Annotated in this window: 16 protein-coding genes; 7 read left to right on the forward strand and 9 right to left on the reverse strand. The window is 38.1% G+C overall.

Going from position 1 to position 16,073, the window contains the following annotated elements; translation table 11 throughout:
* Positions 1-344: 344 nt before the first annotated feature.
* The 3 genes from BLS35_RS05010 to BLS35_RS05020 form a co-directional block, all read right to left on the reverse strand.
* Positions 345-1,472 carry a FecR family protein gene (locus tag BLS35_RS05010; protein WP_090778434.1) on the reverse strand — a complete coding sequence of 376 codons (1,128 nt, stop codon included), beginning with the start codon at positions 1,470-1,472 and terminating at the stop codon, positions 345-347.
* 69 nt (positions 1,473-1,541) lie between these two features.
* Positions 1,542-2,123, reverse strand: a complete 582-nt coding sequence (locus BLS35_RS05015; RefSeq protein ID WP_090778436.1) for an RNA polymerase sigma factor — start codon at positions 2,121-2,123, stop codon at positions 1,542-1,544.
* A gap of 209 nt (positions 2,124-2,332) precedes the next feature.
* Positions 2,333-4,924, reverse strand: a complete 2,592-nt coding sequence (locus BLS35_RS05020; protein ID WP_090778438.1) for a cation-translocating P-type ATPase — start codon at positions 4,922-4,924, stop codon at positions 2,333-2,335.
* A 145-nt stretch (positions 4,925-5,069) separates the two neighbouring features.
* Here BLS35_RS05020 and BLS35_RS05025 point away from each other — a divergent pair, with 145 nt between their 5' ends.
* The gene (locus tag BLS35_RS05025; RefSeq protein ID WP_090778440.1) at positions 5,070-6,113 is read left to right on the forward strand and encodes an AI-2E family transporter; all 1,044 of its coding nucleotides are present in this window, start codon (positions 5,070-5,072) and stop codon (positions 6,111-6,113) included.
* A 149-nt stretch (positions 6,114-6,262) separates the two neighbouring features.
* The gene (locus BLS35_RS05030) at positions 6,263-6,814 is read left to right on the forward strand and encodes a hypothetical protein (RefSeq protein ID WP_090778442.1); all 552 of its coding nucleotides are present in this window, start codon (positions 6,263-6,265) and stop codon (positions 6,812-6,814) included.
* Here BLS35_RS05030 and BLS35_RS05035 read toward each other — a convergent pair.
* The 4 genes from BLS35_RS05035 to BLS35_RS05050 all read right to left on the reverse strand — a co-directional run bounded on the left by BLS35_RS05035 (position 6,770) and on the right by BLS35_RS05050 (position 10,189).
* Positions 6,770-7,609: a universal stress protein gene (locus BLS35_RS05035; RefSeq protein WP_132225935.1), complete on the reverse strand. Its 840-nt coding sequence runs from the start codon at positions 7,607-7,609 to the stop codon at positions 6,770-6,772. The genes BLS35_RS05030 and BLS35_RS05035 overlap by 45 nt on opposite strands.
* Positions 7,610-7,626: 17 nt before the next feature.
* The gene (locus tag BLS35_RS05040; protein ID WP_090778446.1) at positions 7,627-8,196 is read right to left on the reverse strand and encodes an HdeD family acid-resistance protein; all 570 of its coding nucleotides are present in this window, start codon (positions 8,194-8,196) and stop codon (positions 7,627-7,629) included.
* Positions 8,197-8,401: 205 nt separating this feature from the next.
* Positions 8,402-9,298, reverse strand: a complete 897-nt coding sequence (locus tag BLS35_RS05045) for a helix-turn-helix domain-containing protein (protein WP_090778448.1) — start codon at positions 9,296-9,298, stop codon at positions 8,402-8,404.
* Positions 9,299-9,373: 75 nt separating this feature from the next.
* Positions 9,374-10,189, reverse strand: a complete 816-nt coding sequence (locus BLS35_RS05050; RefSeq protein ID WP_090778450.1) for an SDR family NAD(P)-dependent oxidoreductase — start codon at positions 10,187-10,189, stop codon at positions 9,374-9,376.
* Positions 10,190-10,366: 177 nt separating this feature from the next.
* On the opposite strand from BLS35_RS05050, the gene BLS35_RS05055 reads away from it, so the two are divergent.
* The gene (locus BLS35_RS05055; RefSeq protein ID WP_090778452.1) at positions 10,367-11,551 is read left to right on the forward strand and encodes a GAF domain-containing sensor histidine kinase; all 1,185 of its coding nucleotides are present in this window, start codon (positions 10,367-10,369) and stop codon (positions 11,549-11,551) included.
* A 29-nt stretch (positions 11,552-11,580) separates the two neighbouring features.
* Here BLS35_RS05055 and BLS35_RS05060 read toward each other — a convergent pair whose 3' ends face one another.
* On the reverse strand, positions 11,581-12,405 hold the full coding sequence (locus BLS35_RS05060) for an AraC family transcriptional regulator (protein ID WP_090778454.1): 825 nt from the start codon (positions 12,403-12,405) through the stop codon (positions 11,581-11,583).
* A 93-nt stretch (positions 12,406-12,498) separates the two neighbouring features.
* On the opposite strand from BLS35_RS05060, the gene BLS35_RS05065 reads away from it, so the two are divergent.
* On the forward strand, positions 12,499-12,891 hold the full coding sequence (locus tag BLS35_RS05065; RefSeq protein ID WP_090778456.1) for a DoxX family membrane protein: 393 nt from the start codon (positions 12,499-12,501) through the stop codon (positions 12,889-12,891).
* Positions 12,892-12,897: 6 nt separating this feature from the next.
* Positions 12,898-13,842: a polysaccharide deacetylase family protein gene (locus BLS35_RS05070; protein ID WP_090778457.1), complete on the forward strand. Its 945-nt coding sequence runs from the start codon at positions 12,898-12,900 to the stop codon at positions 13,840-13,842.
* A gap of 274 nt (positions 13,843-14,116) precedes the next feature.
* On the opposite strand, the gene BLS35_RS05080 is transcribed toward BLS35_RS05070, so the two are convergent.
* Positions 14,117-14,608 (reverse strand): hypothetical protein, encoded by a 492-nt coding sequence (locus BLS35_RS05080; RefSeq protein WP_090778461.1) that lies wholly within the window; start codon positions 14,606-14,608, stop codon positions 14,117-14,119.
* A 219-nt stretch (positions 14,609-14,827) separates the two neighbouring features.
* Here BLS35_RS05080 and BLS35_RS05085 point away from each other — a divergent pair, with 219 nt between their 5' ends.
* Together BLS35_RS05085 and BLS35_RS05090 are read left to right on the forward strand one after the other, a co-directional pair.
* The gene (locus tag BLS35_RS05085; RefSeq protein WP_090778463.1) at positions 14,828-15,502 is read left to right on the forward strand and encodes a hypothetical protein; all 675 of its coding nucleotides are present in this window, start codon (positions 14,828-14,830) and stop codon (positions 15,500-15,502) included.
* 90 nt (positions 15,503-15,592) lie between these two features.
* On the forward strand, positions 15,593-15,988 hold the full coding sequence (locus BLS35_RS05090; protein ID WP_090778465.1) for a hypothetical protein: 396 nt from the start codon (positions 15,593-15,595) through the stop codon (positions 15,986-15,988).
* Positions 15,989-16,073 lie beyond the last annotated feature (85 nt).

Genomic DNA, 16,073 nt, shown 5'->3' on the forward strand with positions numbered 1-16,073 from the left:
TTTTATACATATTCATCAATTTATGACAGTATCCTTAGCTGGCGATGAAGAGACCGTCAACATTGCTTTTTACGGCAATATTGTCTAAGTTTACTTGTCTGTTATGGTGTTGTGCAAGCTTTTAGAAGGGTAAGCACGTCACCAGGTTCAAGAAATTGTTGTTTAGTCAATGTTTCCAGAAATCAGATATTAAGGGCTTCGACGGCAAATCGGAGTCCTTTATTTCTCAGTTCTGATCAAACAGGCTATGGAATTCGTTTCTGGTCTGTCATTTTTTCTTTGTTTATTTGGGTTAATTGATTAATTCACGAGATGATTTCTCATTGGATGGTTAGCCCATATTTTTATTTCTTTCTGCAGGCAATGATTTTATCTCCAATTATATTGAACCGAACAACATCCGTCCTTTCCAACATGTTTAATACTTTGGAGATCTTCTCAAATTTGCTGATCCTTCCAAAGAATGGCTCTTGCTTTAAGCTTTCATCTTCATATACAATTTGGACATTGTACCAGCGTGCAATTCGCTTCAGTCCGCTTTCCAGAGATTCACTGTTAAACATGAAATAACCGCTTTTCCAGTCTATAGCATCCTCGGTCTCTACCTCTTTCAGAATTATCTCCTTATTGGTAAGAACAGCCTGTTGGCCCGCCTTCAAAACCTTGGTTTGCGCTTTAGCTGAAACCCTGACACGGCCTTCCAATAATGTAGTTTTGGTTACAGGTTCATCTTCATATGCATTAATATTGAAGTGAGTTCCCAACACCTCAACTTCCTGTTTATCAGTTTTCACGACAAAAGGATGGGTCTTATCTTTGGCCACTTCAAGATAAGCCTCACCCCGTAATATGATTTTTCGCTTTCCATCTTCCAGCAGGTTAGCTGAATAGGTCAGTGTAGAAGCCGCGTTTAACCAAACCCTAGACCCATCCGGCAACTTCAACTGATAAGTTTCGCCTTTGGCTGTAGATAGAGTATTGATTTTACCAGGACCTGCGGCTGCATCTTTAATCTGGTACACCAATTGTCCATTAGCCAACTTGGTAATCGTGACACCCGCCTCATTAGCAAGCTCCCCGTTTACTGCACCTGACAGTTTGATCTTCTTGCCATTGGCTAAAGTCAGTGTTGCGCCCATAGTACCAGGCGCAACATCCTGCGTAACTAAATTCTTATTTTCGGATTGTTTATTATAATTAAGGAAATAGACACCTAATACGATCAGTGCAACAGTTGCGGCTACTGCAGCGATACGGGGCCATGGTTGTAAAGAATGAGAACGGCTCGGTTGCATCTTCGCAGCAATAAAACTCCAGCTTCTTGATTTAGATTCCAGAATCTGATCATGCGATGGTGCCTCTACCTCCAAGGGAAGAAATGAGTACCACTCCTCTACGATGGCTTGTTCCCGCTCAGTCGCAGTACCTGCCTTAAACTTATTCAATAAAACCTTTAGTTCCTCCTTGTCCATTTTTTAAAGTTCTCTTATCACTGTCTTTATAGATAAGACGAGATGAAGGGGGACGGGGGGCAAAATATTTTAAAAAAAATTGTAAAGCAATGTCAGATAGCCATAGAGGCCAAGTCTGCTACGCAAAAGCTTAAGCGTGCGCTTCATTTTAGATTTTACAGCTTCTTCGGTCGTATTCAATTTTTCGGCTATTTCCTTATAGCTCATATCATCTGAACGGCTCATTAGGAAAATTCTACGTTCAGACTCCGGGAGGGCCGCAATTTCCCTTTCTATCAATATGCGCAATTGATTCTCCCTTATTTTAAAGTCTGTCTCATATTGATCTTTGTCAAAAAAGGCAGCTAAAGAAGAGAGGTATTTATCGGAAACCTTACGGTGGCTGAATCGGTCAATGATCCTATTGCGAACCATTGCATAAAGGTATGAAGAAAGGCTACTGCGCAATACAAGATCATTTCGCTTCTCCCAAAGCTCGATGAAAATATCCTGCGTCAGGTCACTCGCCACCTCATTATCATTGAGCCTGCGAAATGCATGGATATAAAGCAGGGAATAAAACCGGTTATAAATCTCTGCAAACGCCGCACGATTTCCACCCTTAAATAGGCTGAAAAGCTCTGGTTCAGAAATTAATTTGCAATCAGTCATTTTACACCTCTTTTCAGCTCTAATTTTACTGAAAATTAGCCTCAATGATAAATAAAATTTGCCATTTTGTTATTAAAACAGTATAAAATAATCAATACTATTATTTTGTCGAGGTTTCTTCTCTCGCTAATATCTTTAAAACCAATCGTTAGCCAAAGTTAACATAAAAAGATTCCGCACACGCTATCACATTTTTAGCATCATGCTCTTTATTCTCGTTTTTTAAAGACGACTTTCTGAAATTCAATTATAAAAAAAATCAGTAATGAAGTGGCTCCGACTACGCAAAATTCATTAACGGTAAGCGGCTGAGTATGAAATATCGATTGAAATACGGGAGTATAGGTAATCACCAGTTGCAAAATCAGAACCAACAATACTGATAAAATCATTGTTCTATTAGAAAAGAAATCCATTTTAAATATGGAACTAGAGGAGCGAATAGAAATGGCATTCCCCATTTGACTTAAACAAGTTACGTTAAATACCATCGTTTGCCAGGCCAATCCATTTTTATAAGCCCAACTTTGTAGAAATAAAGCAATTCCAGCCATCAATATTCCAATCCAAACCATATGTAGCCCTCTTCCGCCGGAAAAAATATTTTCATTTAAAGGGCGTGGGGGCCTTGTCATGAGATCTTTTTCTGCAGGTTCAAATGATAACGAGATGGCGGGTAATCCATCAGATATTAAATTTATCCATAAGATATGAATAGGTAAAAATGCAATGGGCATACCTAGCAAGGGGCCAAGCAGAAGTATTAGAACCTCGCTTGAATTAGTAGTTAGCAAGTACGATATTAGTTTAAGGATATTATCGTAAACCTGTCTGCCGGCCTTTATTGCAGCTACTATAGAAGTAAAATTATCATCCAGTAAAATGATATCAGCAGCTTCTTTTGCCACATCAGTACCACTGATTCCCATGGCAATACCAATATTTGCCGCCTTTAATGAGGGCGCATCATTTAGCCCATCTCCGGTCATTGCCACATAATTACCAGCATTTTGAAGTGCGGTGATAATTCGAAGCTTCTGATCAGGACTTACCCGGGCATAAACTTTTATTTTCGTAACACAATTACGGAAGTTATCCTCATCCATTGCTAAAAGCTCTGTGTCAGTAATCACTAGATCATCATCATTTTCGATAATTCCAACTTGCTTAGCTATGTGTCTTGCAGTTGCGAGATGATCTCCGGTAATCATAACAGGAACTATACCAGCCGTTTTGCATTGGGCAACTGCAGCTAACACATCTTCCCTTGGAGGATCAACCAATCCGCAAAGTCCTAAGAAATGCAAATCCGATTCGTGGATTTTACTCCGGGGATTTACAGGTCTTTCTTTCCAGTATCGGTAGGCAAATCCTAATACTCTTTCGCCTTTTCGTGCCATAAGATCTATATGCTTATGCCATTTTATAGCATCAACTTCTTTACAATGTTTCAATAGAATGTCAGGCGCTCCTTTAGTAAAGGAAATGATCTTACCATCAACTTCATGAAAAGTCGTCATCATTTTTCTATCTGCATCAAATGGGATTTCCGAAAGTCGCGGACAATTTAGCAGCCCAGGATCTACCCCCATTATAACTTCCATGAGTGCAACTTCTGTACTATCGCCTTTGAAATGGTTATCTGCATCTATAACAACATCGTTATTTAGTGCAAAGGCGTATAGCAATAAGCGCCCATCCGGATCTTTTCTTAGAGACTTGAAATTGCGCTTGGCGTAATGACTTTTGTCAATACAGATTTCTATAACCGACATTTTATTTTGTGTTAATGTGCCAGTTTTATCCGTACAAATGAAATTAACAGATCCAAGCGTTTCCACAGCTGGTAGTCTTCTTATAAGGGCATTAAGTTTGATCAGTTTATGTGCAGCCAATGCCAAAGAAATGGTAATTACTGCAGGTAGGGCTTCGGGAATAGCGGCTACAGCAAGAGAAATACTGGTTAACAGCATTTTCATGATATCCTCCCCTCTTAACCAACCTGCTATAAAAAAAATGATACAGACAAAAGTAATCAGTAGGGATAACTTTTTACTAAATCTGGACATTCGCTGCTGCAATGGAGTTAGAGCTGGATCAAGCTGTAACATAGCAGCTATCCTACCTATTTCAGTATCCATACCGGTTGCTACAACAACCCCTCTGCCATGTCCATAAGCCACAAACGTACCTCGGTATGCTAGATTCTTTCTATCAGCCAGTAAAGAATCTGGAAACTCCAGAGCTTCAGAAACTTTATCTATGGATACGGACTCTCCTGTTAATGCCGCCTCTTCAATCCTAAGGTTAGCAGATTCAATTATCCTAAGGTCAGCAGGAACCTCATTTCCAGCTTCAAGAAGTATAACATCTCCCACTACAAGCCCCGTGGCAGGTAAGCTTGTTACTTCTCCGTTTCTCAGTATTGCGACTTCATTAACTGACTTTTTTTTAAGTGCTAAAACAGCATTCTCCGCGTTATATTCCTGATAAAAGCCAATTATAGCATTAAAAAAAACTATAACCAGGATAACAATTGTATCTGCCATGTCACCAATTATCCCAGATATAATTGCGGCGCCGAGCAATATCAAGATCATAACATCTTTAAACTGCCCAACAAATAATTGCAGTTTGGTTTTCCTCTTCTTTTCTAACAATTCATTTGGTCCATTACTTAAAAGGCGTAATTCGGCTTCAATGTTATTTAATCCGTTCTTATTAGTTTCAAGAAGTTCATAAATATCAGAGACAGGTATACTATGCCATCTGCGCGTCTTAAGCTCTACCGTATTTATCATTCTCTATTTTATAAAATAAACTTACTAATTGCCAGCCCCTATAAACATGACGATAGTCAGCCATTTTAGTGATTATCGTCATCTGAATGGTTTGTCATGTTTTCTATTTTTGATTTACCATTCCACATCATATTAACTTTTAACTATGTCAGGATTAATCACAAACAGTTTACTGAAGTGGCTGCTGCTCATACTACTCTCTGCTATGTTATTATATCTCGGAGCATTAATATTTATACCAATGTTATTTGGGTTATTAATTGCATTTGTGATGTATCCGCTTTGTTTATGGTTTGAGCAGCATGGTATACAAAAATATCTGGCCATAACGATTTGTATAACTATTGTACTGTGTTTGTTTTTTAGTGTCATCTATTTATTGGCTTGGCAATTGCAGCTTTTTAACCAGGAAATTCCAGAAATAAGTCAAAAGCTTAAGACTGCATTATTGCAGTTACAACACTGGTTGGAGCACAGTCTAAATTTTACAACAAAAATGCAAGATGAATGGATCCATAACTTTGCCTTAAACAGCGGAGATAAAATAGCTACCCTTATAAACCAAACATTTTCTGCTACTGTAGACACTTTATTCATGTTATTCCTTTCGCCTGTATATGCGATATTATTTCTTTATCACCGTTCTGTTTTTGTAAAAGTTCTTATATTGCTACTTGGCACATATCATGAATTAAGAATAAGACGCGTACTGCAGCAAGTGGTTTTTACCTATGCCAGTTTTGTCAAAGGCATGGTAATGGTTTACATTATAGTTGGCATTTTGAACAGTATTGGTCTGAGTACATTGGGTATAAAACATGCCGTGCTTTTCGGCATGCTAACGGCAATCATGACCATCATTCCTTATGTTGGCATCATTCTTAGTTCTTTATTACCTATATGCATTGCATTCATCACCAAAGACTCGATATGGTACCCTATTGGTGTAATCGTTGTCTTTGTCTTTGTTCAATATCTCGAGGCCAATATTATTTTTCCCAAGGTTGTTGGTCGACAGCTTGATTTGAGCACCTGGGCAACTTTAGTATCCATTGTTGCAGGGGGAATCATCTGGGGAGTTGCGGGAATGATCTTATTTATACCACTACTAGCTATTTTAAAGATTATAGCTCAGAATATTCCGTCCTGGAAACCATTGTATGTATTGTTAAACCGAAAGGAACAATAAAATGTTGCCTCAGGATGCTAGGGCAGTAAACTTCATAAAGAAATTAAAATATAACTACATAGTAGTGATCGTCGTCATTGTTTGCTAAAGTTTTCTATGGTATTTTAGTGTAGAATTTTTTTGATTCCTTCATTTTAAAAAAACACGAAATGGATCCCGCACATTTACACCTCATCATTACCCATTTACCGGTTTTTGGTTGCTTTCTCGGCATGGTCGTTTTAGCATATGGGTTGTTCACGAAATCCAAAGCTACTATCGATGCAGCTTACCTGGTATTCATCCTGTCAAGCATTGGCGGTGGCATTGCCTATCTTACCGGTGAATCCGCAGAAGAGGTTGTCGAACACGTCCTGGGAATAGCAGAACGAAACATTGAAGCCCATGAAGAGTCTGCTGAGTTAACTATAATTGCATTAGCTATCCTGGGAATAGCTTGCAGCATTACACTGGTTTTTAGTTATAAATTGAAAAAATATCTTAATGAACTAGCTATACTTATCCTGTTAATTGCTATAGTATGTTTTGGCCTGGCCGCCAGAACCGCTTACCTTGGCGGGAAAATTCGTCATTCTGAAATTGGTTCGGATCCACACCAGCTAAATCCAAACATAAGCTATCTTAGACTTACGCATGATCGGTTCACAAGCTTAAATTTAATCGTGTGCGATAAACAATGGCAGGTCCAATCCAATCATTAAAGTATCAGCCATACTAGGTTTCAGCCATCGTGAAAATCCGCTTCTTCTATAGGCACCTAGAACCACAAATTGGTTTTCGCCTCCTGCTAATAAATGTGATATAATCATTTCCTCGGCATTTCCTTTCAGCAGTTTAGACCTGAAATTTGAAAACCTCAGGCCTAAAAAATCTGTCATCAAAATGGTACCGGGAAGCTGAGGGTCTATGATATCTTTTTCAATTATAGTAAGCACATCAATTGGCACATCTTGCAAGTAACTAAAGAGGTAACTGAACATTTTTATAGCATAAAGCGAAGAAGGTTCACCATCATAAAGAAATACAATTTTGTCAATTTGTTTATAACTATCCGGAACTACCATTACTGGACAATGTAAACTGCTCAATAAATCTTTAATGAAGTCGTTAGGTTCCTGGAGATCCAACCTTGTGAATTTTTCACGTTCATTAATAACAATCAGATCGGCAAACATACTTTCATACTGAAGTTCCAGCAAAGGAACACTATGGTCGCGATGAACGGAAAAACTAATGCCTGCATTTTGGCAGGCTTTTTCAAATTCATAAGCCGATTTACCTCTTTGTTGCTCATCCTGTTTATTCAACTCCTCCATGGTCATATCGGGGTGTAATGAGGTTCTCAGAACCTTATTAAGGTTATAATTATGGTAAAAAAAAGCATCTAAAAATATACCGGTTAAATGACTTTTACTTTGTTTAGTAATTTCTATGGCATATCTAAGTGTACTTTCACTCAATTTATATCCATCAAAAACAGCGAGTATCTTTTTCATAATTAAAATATTAAGTGTCAACTATATTTCTTAAACTTTCTGAGTTGTAGGGACAAAAAGATTCTAAAGATTCCAGATAAAATAAATGCAAATGCTGTCCACATCACAATATTTATTGCTGCAAATAGCGGATGACCAATTATAAGTAATGATAAAACAACTATTAGTATCCCCGTTAGCAGTAGCCAAACCCAATCCAAAACACCATAAGCGCGCAATTCAATTGAGCTGCCAATAGCCATAAATCCTCTAAATAACATCCATAACCCAATGATTACTGGCATCACCACCATCGTCAACAATGGATAATTTAAAAGATAGCTACCTAAAATTACATCGATAAGGCCTCCTGCCATAGTCCATCCCCAACCATGAAGCCGCTTGCGGTTACCAATTGAAAATACGAGTTCGAATAATCCAGAAAAAATCATTCCGAAGGCAAATAATAAACTTAGAGACAGATATGAAGATACAGGAGATGCCAATATCCACGCCCCCAAGCCCAGGAATAAAATACCTGCACAAAACATCAACCACCAATATTGTGCAGCATAATCACGCTCATTGAAATACTTTGCTTTCGTCATCCTATTAGTAATTAAATTAATAATACGCTATAATTCCAATCCAAAGTTTCAGAAAACATTCAAGAAAAACTATGACCAAGATCACTCAAACAAATGACAGTCAACACGGTATCAATCTACATAAAAAACATAAGTACTTTTAGCTTTGGTATCAAAATCATATAACTCAGTCTTTGGAACTGATATGCCTTTTAAACTTGCCTATCTAATTCAAAAACTGTTCTCTGTATTGAACCGGAGTAAGACCGACTTCTTTCTTAAACATTCTTGAAAAATAAGGCGGATTTTCAAAGCCCAATTGATAAGCAGTTTGTGCAACTGTATTATCGGTACTCATCAGTATATTTTTAGCCTCATTAATTAAGAAAAGATGGATGTGATCCAAAGCCGCTTTACCAGTTTCCTGTTTGAGCAGGTCACTTAAATAACGGGCAGAAATACTCAATTGGTCCGCCATGTATTTAACAGTTGGTAGTCCTTTCTTTTCTAAATTCCCGCTTTCAAAATACACTTTCAAGGTTTCATTGAACTTAGAAATGATAGTCCCAGAAAATACATTACGGTTTAAAAACTGCCGCTTATAGAAGCGTTGTGCATATTTCAGGATAGAATCGATATGAGTAATCATAATGTCCTTGCTGTATTCATCCTGATTGTTGTTGTATTCGGATTGTATTTTGTAGTATAAATCCCAGATGATCTCCTCTTCTTTGGGCGACAAATGCAAAGCTTCATTGACTTCATAATCAAAATAGCCATACTTTTTGATTTCCGTATGGAGCGTATGATTCAACAAAAAATCCTCATGGATATAAATGATAAAACCTTCTTCTTCCAGTTCAATATTTTCGAGTTTAATAATTTGCCTTGGCTTTACAAATGATAGCGAACCGTTGTCATGGTCATATTTTGTTTTACCATAAAGAAAGGTACCAGATTTCATCTTTTTAAGCGCAATCATATAGAAATCGCTCGTAAACTCTGTATAGGCCAGCGTACACATAGTTAACTGAGAGCACAAAAATAAGCCTAGTAAAGGGTTTTCCGGTGGAGGAAAGCCATTTAAACTATATAATTCACTGATGGTTTTAAAATGTTTCATAGCTCTATATTTACAAAATAAGAAAAACCTACGTCAAAGCACATAGGTTTTCCTTAAAACTGTCTTTAAATATTCTTATCCGTGTGCTGCCACCGATACTTCATTCCATTCTTCCCACTGGTTTAACCGATCAGCATAAACCTGGTTTATCCATGGCAATGCAGTTTTACCAAAGAAAACTCGAAGTGGCGGCACTTGTGCATCCACAACTTTTAAGATCGCATCAGCAGTCGCTTCTGGATTTCCGAAAGGCATATTTTTTAATTCTTCGTACACCACAGCCCGCAATCCATCATAAACATCGATAGGTTTGCTATGTACGGCCGAAGCGCCAGACCAGTCGGTAGCATAACCAATCGGCTCTACCAAGGTAGTATGAATTCCAAAACCCTTTATCTCTGCAGCCATCGATTCACTGATAGCTTCAACAGCCCACTTCGAAGCATTGTACAGACCCAGATTCGGAATTGAAGCTATTCCCAGGACACTAGACACCTGAATGATGTGTCCATGTCCCTGATTTCTCATCAACGGTATCGCAGCCTGACTAACCCATAAAGTACCAAAAACATTGGCTTCAAACTGTTCACGGGCTTCTTGTTCTGAGGCCTCTTCAATCGTACCAAACAGACCATAACCTGCATTGTTAATCACCACATCCAGTACTCCAAAATGAGCATGTGCTTTATTCAGAACATCAAAGGTTTGTGTCCTGTTGGTTACATCCAACTCAAGAGTAAGCACTGAGCTACCGTAAGTTTCTGCTAATCCCTTTAACGATTCAATATTTCTGGCGGTAGCAATTACATTTTCGCCACGTTTTAAAAAGGCTTCTGCCCATATTTTTCCGAATCCACGTGAAGCTCCGGTTATTAAAATTGTCTTTTTCATTAGTATAATTTTTTTGATGAAGTAAAGGTACCTAGGCAAAGCAGGCCAACCTTTATACAAAAGGCGGATTGTCTGATACAAATTTCCGTTTAGGCTAGCCCCGAAAGACTTTATATTAATAGATCCAGGGACTAATTACCATTACATTGCTTATCTTGTTCGAAATAATTCAAGTTTATGTCCATATTTTCACCAGAAATTCAAGCTGATATAGATGCTATTTCCCGCATCTCTGTAATTCCCAAAATCCTGGAGGTGATTTGCCGGACAACAGGAATGGGTTTTGCTGCCGTAGCACGTGTTACTGATGAAAAGTGGATTGCATGCAGTGTCAGAGATGAAATAAATTTTGGACTAATTCCAGGTGGAGAACTTATTTTGGAGACCACAATATGTCACGAAATCCGTCAAACTGGATATGGAGTTGTTATTGATCATGTAGCAGAAGATGTTCAATTTCGCAACCATCATACGCCACAGATGTATGGATTTCAAAGTTATATTTCTATTCCAATTTACCTCAAAAACGGAAACTTTTTTGGAACCCTTTGTGCCATTGACCCAAGGCCTGCTAAGTTGAAAGACACAGAAATTGTTGATTCATTTCATTTGTATAGCGATTTGATTGCTTTTCATTTAAATGCCTTAGACCATATGGATTCGACTGAAACAGCGTTAATCGAAGAACGAAAAGCTTCGAAACTCCGAGAACAATTTATCGCAATCCTTGGCCATGATCTTCGTAATCCTTTAAGTGCCGTATCAAGTAGCACACAACTGATCCTTAGACAGAATTTAGATGATAAAACCAGAAAGCTAGCTGAAATAGTTAAAAACAGCTCTTTCAGAATGAAAGAACTTATTGATAACGTTTTAGATTTAGCACGCACAGACCAGGGTTCAGGAATCTCTTTAAATATTCAGAAAAATCAGCCGGTATCAGATCTATTAAAAGAAGTAATTATTGAACTACAAACCGTTTGGCCTGACATAAAAATCGAACTTACCGAAGATCTATCTGCACCAGTTAAATGTGATGCGAATCGGATTGCACAATTATTTTCCAACCTACTGGGCAATGCAATAACCCATGGAGATAAATCAGGGCCTATAAAGGTGAGGACAACCACGGACAACGGTTATTTCAACCTTTCGGTAACAAATAGCGGAACTGCTATCCCTAAGGAAAGGTTAAAAAGTTTATTTCAACCCTACGTGCGTGGAGAAGATAAAAATGGTAGCGAAGGCTTAGGACTAGGCTTATTTATTTGTTCGGAAATTGCAAAGGGACATGGCGGGAAATTGCAAGTTCGCTCAAATGAAAAAGAAACAATATTTAGCTTAATGTTGCCTGTAGAATAATCGCGTAATGCTGCAGTCTCTACAATTCATCATCTCCCTGCTCTTCTATAATCAGAAGGGCTCATTTGTTTAAATTTTTTGAATAGTTTATTGAGATGGCTGACATCGGTTAGCCCAAATTCAATGGCGATTTCGGTCAACCCGAAGTTAGTCACCAAAAGCCTGTTTTCTATCAATTTTATTCTGTATGACTGAATGTAATGCTGCATACTTTCACCCGTCTGTCTTTTGAAAAACTCGCTCATATAATTTGGTGATATGTGAAAATGTTCAGCGATGACTTCTGTCTTTAACAGATTGGGAGAATAGATATTTTGATGTATGTAACCCAATACCGACAGCCGTTGTGAGGGATGATACCCTCTTGCTGTTTCCCGTAAAACAATATTCCTGGCGGCAATGGTAATGATTGTGTTGATCAGCTGTTGCAATACCTCCTGCTGATATACATTTTTCCTTTTCTGCTCCTTAAGGATAGCCTCTGCCAAAGTTCGGATCAAGGGTTTGTCTTCCACATTTTTAAGAATACAGCCGGGTAAATGATCGTGGTTGTAGAAAATGTAATCCAGCTTCTGCAGCCACTCCTTAGATTGGGTCTTCAGGTAGCTCTCATTAAACCGAAGAAAAAAAAAGCTCGTTTTTTCCTGTACTTTAAAATCATGTAAATCCCTGGGGAAAAGCAAAAAAAGCTTATCAGGAGCATATTCCAGTTGATTTTCGTTAATCACCTGAATCCCTTTTCCTTTAAAGATAAAAACCATTTCAAAATATGTATTTCTGTGCTCCTGGCTCACATATTCATCTGTTTCTATCAGCCCGGCTTCAAAGGGTAAATAGAGATTCCTAATTTTCATCCTTTAAATATACCGATATTTCCAATAGTTATACAAATAGATCAAAAAATTGAGGACGAAATTTGCGGTATTACAACATTAAAAATAAATATCATGAACACACTTGCTTTTTTGATCGTACGTCTGGCTATTGCCATCAGTATGTTAGGTCACGGAATCGTACGTTTACCTAAACTCAGCGCATTCAGCCAATGGATGGTGGGAAGCTTTGAAAAGTCGCTGTTACCCAAAGCACTGGTAGTCCCCTTCAGCTATATCTTGCCTGTTGCTGAATTGTCCATAGGATTACTGTTGCTAACGGGTTTGCTTACCAAGCCTGCTGCAGTTGCGGGAGCCGTAGTTATGCTTATGTTAATTTTCGGTACCACAATGACCGAAAATTGGGAAGCCCTGCCATCCCAGCTGATTCACATTATTTTCTTTGCCATCTTGCTTCAGTTTATTGATAGCAACAGCTTCGCTTTGGACAAAATATTTTCTAAGTAAAACGATATGAATTCAAGAAGAACATTTATAAAACAGGCAGGAATGCTAAGTGCGGCAAGCATGATGCCATTTGGGAATCTGTTGGCCAAAAATAAAAAAAATAAAAAAATGGATACAAGAACAAAATGGAGCGATGGCTCACGATTGGTGGTTTCAATATCGATGCAGTTTGAAGCCGGTGGACAACCTGATAACGCAGAAAGCCCTTTTCCCAAAAACCTAGAAAAAGGATTTATCGACCTGCCAGCATCTACCTGGTACCAGTATGGTTATAAAGAAGGAATTCCAAGGATGCTGGATAACTGGGATGAGCTGGGAATAAAAGTAACCTCACATATGGTAGGCTCGGCGGTTTTAAAGAATCCTGAATTGGCAAAGGAAATTGTGGCCCGTGGACACGAAGCGGCAGCCCATGGCATGAACTGGAGTTCACAGTATAATTTACCATATGAAGAAGAAAAGAAATTTATAAAAGATGGTGTCGATGCCATCAAACTGACAACAGATTTTAATCCAGTTGGCTATAATGCCAACTGGTTACGCAGAGGTAAAAATACCCTGAATATACTGCAGGAACTGGGATTTAAGTATCACATTGATGATTTGAGCAGGGATGAACCGTTTATCATCAAAATCAATCAAAAAGACTTTGCGGTCGTTCCTTACACCCTGCGAAATAATGATATTTTATTGATTGAAGGAAAAAACTTTTCAGCCGATCAATTTTTCAATCAGGTAAAACTGGAGTTTGAACAGCTATATGCCGAAAGTGAATTTAAAAGACGACAATTGTCTATAAGTTTTCATGACCGAATTGGAGGAACGCCTCAAATGGTAAGGGCAACAAAAAATCTAATACAGTACATTCAACAGCACGAAGGTATTTCTTTTAAAAGGAAAGACGAAATAGCCGAACTAACACTGGGAGACAGCACAAGCATTCGTGAATAATTAACACTCTTTTGTTTTCTTCTTTTTATCCGCATGCCATTGAGAAATATGGTACAAACAGACTACTTTCTAGGCTTAAAATACTCCGAAATATCAAAAATCCAATCTCCACCTTTGTGAAATAAAATAGAAACGACACCTAAAATTACCAAGTAGGAAATCAGCCTTTTAAAGAATAATATATATCGGTTTTCATCTTTAATAAACTGAAAATTAAATAGCATAAATAATAGTCCAGCGATAACCCCGGATGGAACGCCGGCCCAAACTGCCACTATAGTTGAGAACAATCCCGATGGATACAAGAAAAACCATCGTTTCCATGAAGCCTTTTTCTTGCCTCTACCGAGTAATAACAAAATATAAGGCCTCCGATATCCACACCATTCTTTTTGCTCTTGTCTTCAATCCAGTATCCAATATCATCAAGACTTGAATCTTCTTTAAAGTCTTTCAATAGTTCTTCCGGTCTTAATTCTACATTTGACGAAAGGACAATAATGCCACTCTCCTCAAGGTGTTTTATTTTTTCGACAATTTCATCACCTACAAAACAAGTAAAATAAGTTTTGTCGTAGCTTCTGGCCACAAGTGCGGCTCTGGCCCCATTTGTTTGCAATTCCAGCCAAGCATCCGTCCCCATAATATACCACAATGCATCGCCTGCATCCATGGCATAATCTTGCAATTCTGCAAGTTCATCATTGAAAATTGCGACGATAAGATTTTCTCCTAAGGCAATGCAAAAAGGTTGTTTTCTTTCCATGATTATAAAATATTGCTGAGTAATTATTACCGAATATGGTTAATTATAAAGTATTTTCGCTATCCGCGTGTATACAGACAATTTCTACAAAAATGGAGAATTAATTAGCGAGGAAGAATTTTTGAAATAACAAAACCATAGATTAATTCATGTAAATTAACGAATTTAAGATTTCTTACCGCAACGAACAATACAAATAACAGACATAACCCTATTGAAATGATAAAACAATATCGATTGTTACTTTTAGCGCTTTTGCTAATAGGTTGTAAAAAGGAACCAGCTATAGAACTGGAAGACTTTAACCTGGACAGCAAGGTATCGACGTTTGTATCGGACAAAAACAAGTACAAAACTTATACTAATTATTATCAGATAAAATCTGAAGTAATCGGCGCGGACACTGTTTCAGATGGCGAATTTATAGGAAGCGAGCAGCCCATAAGAATTGACTATAAACAGCAAATGTTTTCCTACGAAGATGTTATTGCAAGATTCGGTGATTTTGAATTTAATGCCATCAATTTTGCTACAACAATAACCGGGCAACTAATGGTCTTCAACGGCGTTGCGGGAAAGATTTCTTTGGAAGAAACCCAAGACTTCGTGCAGCTATTGAATGACAAATATGGGAAGGCAGCTAAAACTAAGGGCGAGTTCATTAAACCATTTGATATTTATACCTGGCAATTAAAAGACAGGATCATTAAATACTGTGTGGTAAGTGAGGAGGAAAGCAACACCTTGAAAGTTATTGCTGACAAGGACCACCAGACCATAAAAGAGGGAAAGAAGGAAACCTATTTAAAAGCATATATATATATTATCAAGAAACATTATGCAGACCAGGTAATTGGTAAAATGAGTAGCGGCGACCTCCTGTATTGCGATTAAAATAAACTGTTACCTGGTGTCAACTGAAGAGCTCTACACCCTAATGGGTGAGTTCAGGCAAACAGCAATAATTTACTAAAGAACAATCAGATGGCAACCTATATCAATTCCTTTATCCTTTTCATGGTCCTGTTATTGTTAAATGGAACCGGCCCGGCACAGTCGTCCAAACCCAAACAGACGGAAAGGCATTATGAAGGCTTATGGGTGGATAAAAAAACGACCAGGCATTTGGAGATATCGTTTAAAGACGGTTATGCAACAATTATAGACTGGACCAGCAAGTTTCAAAAGCGGGAAAGCGGTGATAGCTATAAGGCATTCCTCAAAAATGGAAAACTCATCATGCCTGAAGACAGAGAACATCACGCAGCCTATAGTGAAATCATAGCAAAAGATCAAAGGCTGATCTACCTGACCAAATCGATTGGAGCAGGAAAAGCATCCACCTGGGATAGACAGAGCTTTACCAGAGCGCGCAGATAAAACAAGCTGTGTTCCCAGCGCTTCACATACGATGATTACCACATCGTCAGGATAGAAGTACAAGCCTGCGATGACCAAGGAATTT

This window comes from Pedobacter sp. ok626 (assembly GCF_900100435.1).
Taxonomy (GTDB): domain Bacteria; phylum Bacteroidota; class Bacteroidia; order Sphingobacteriales; family Sphingobacteriaceae; genus Pedobacter.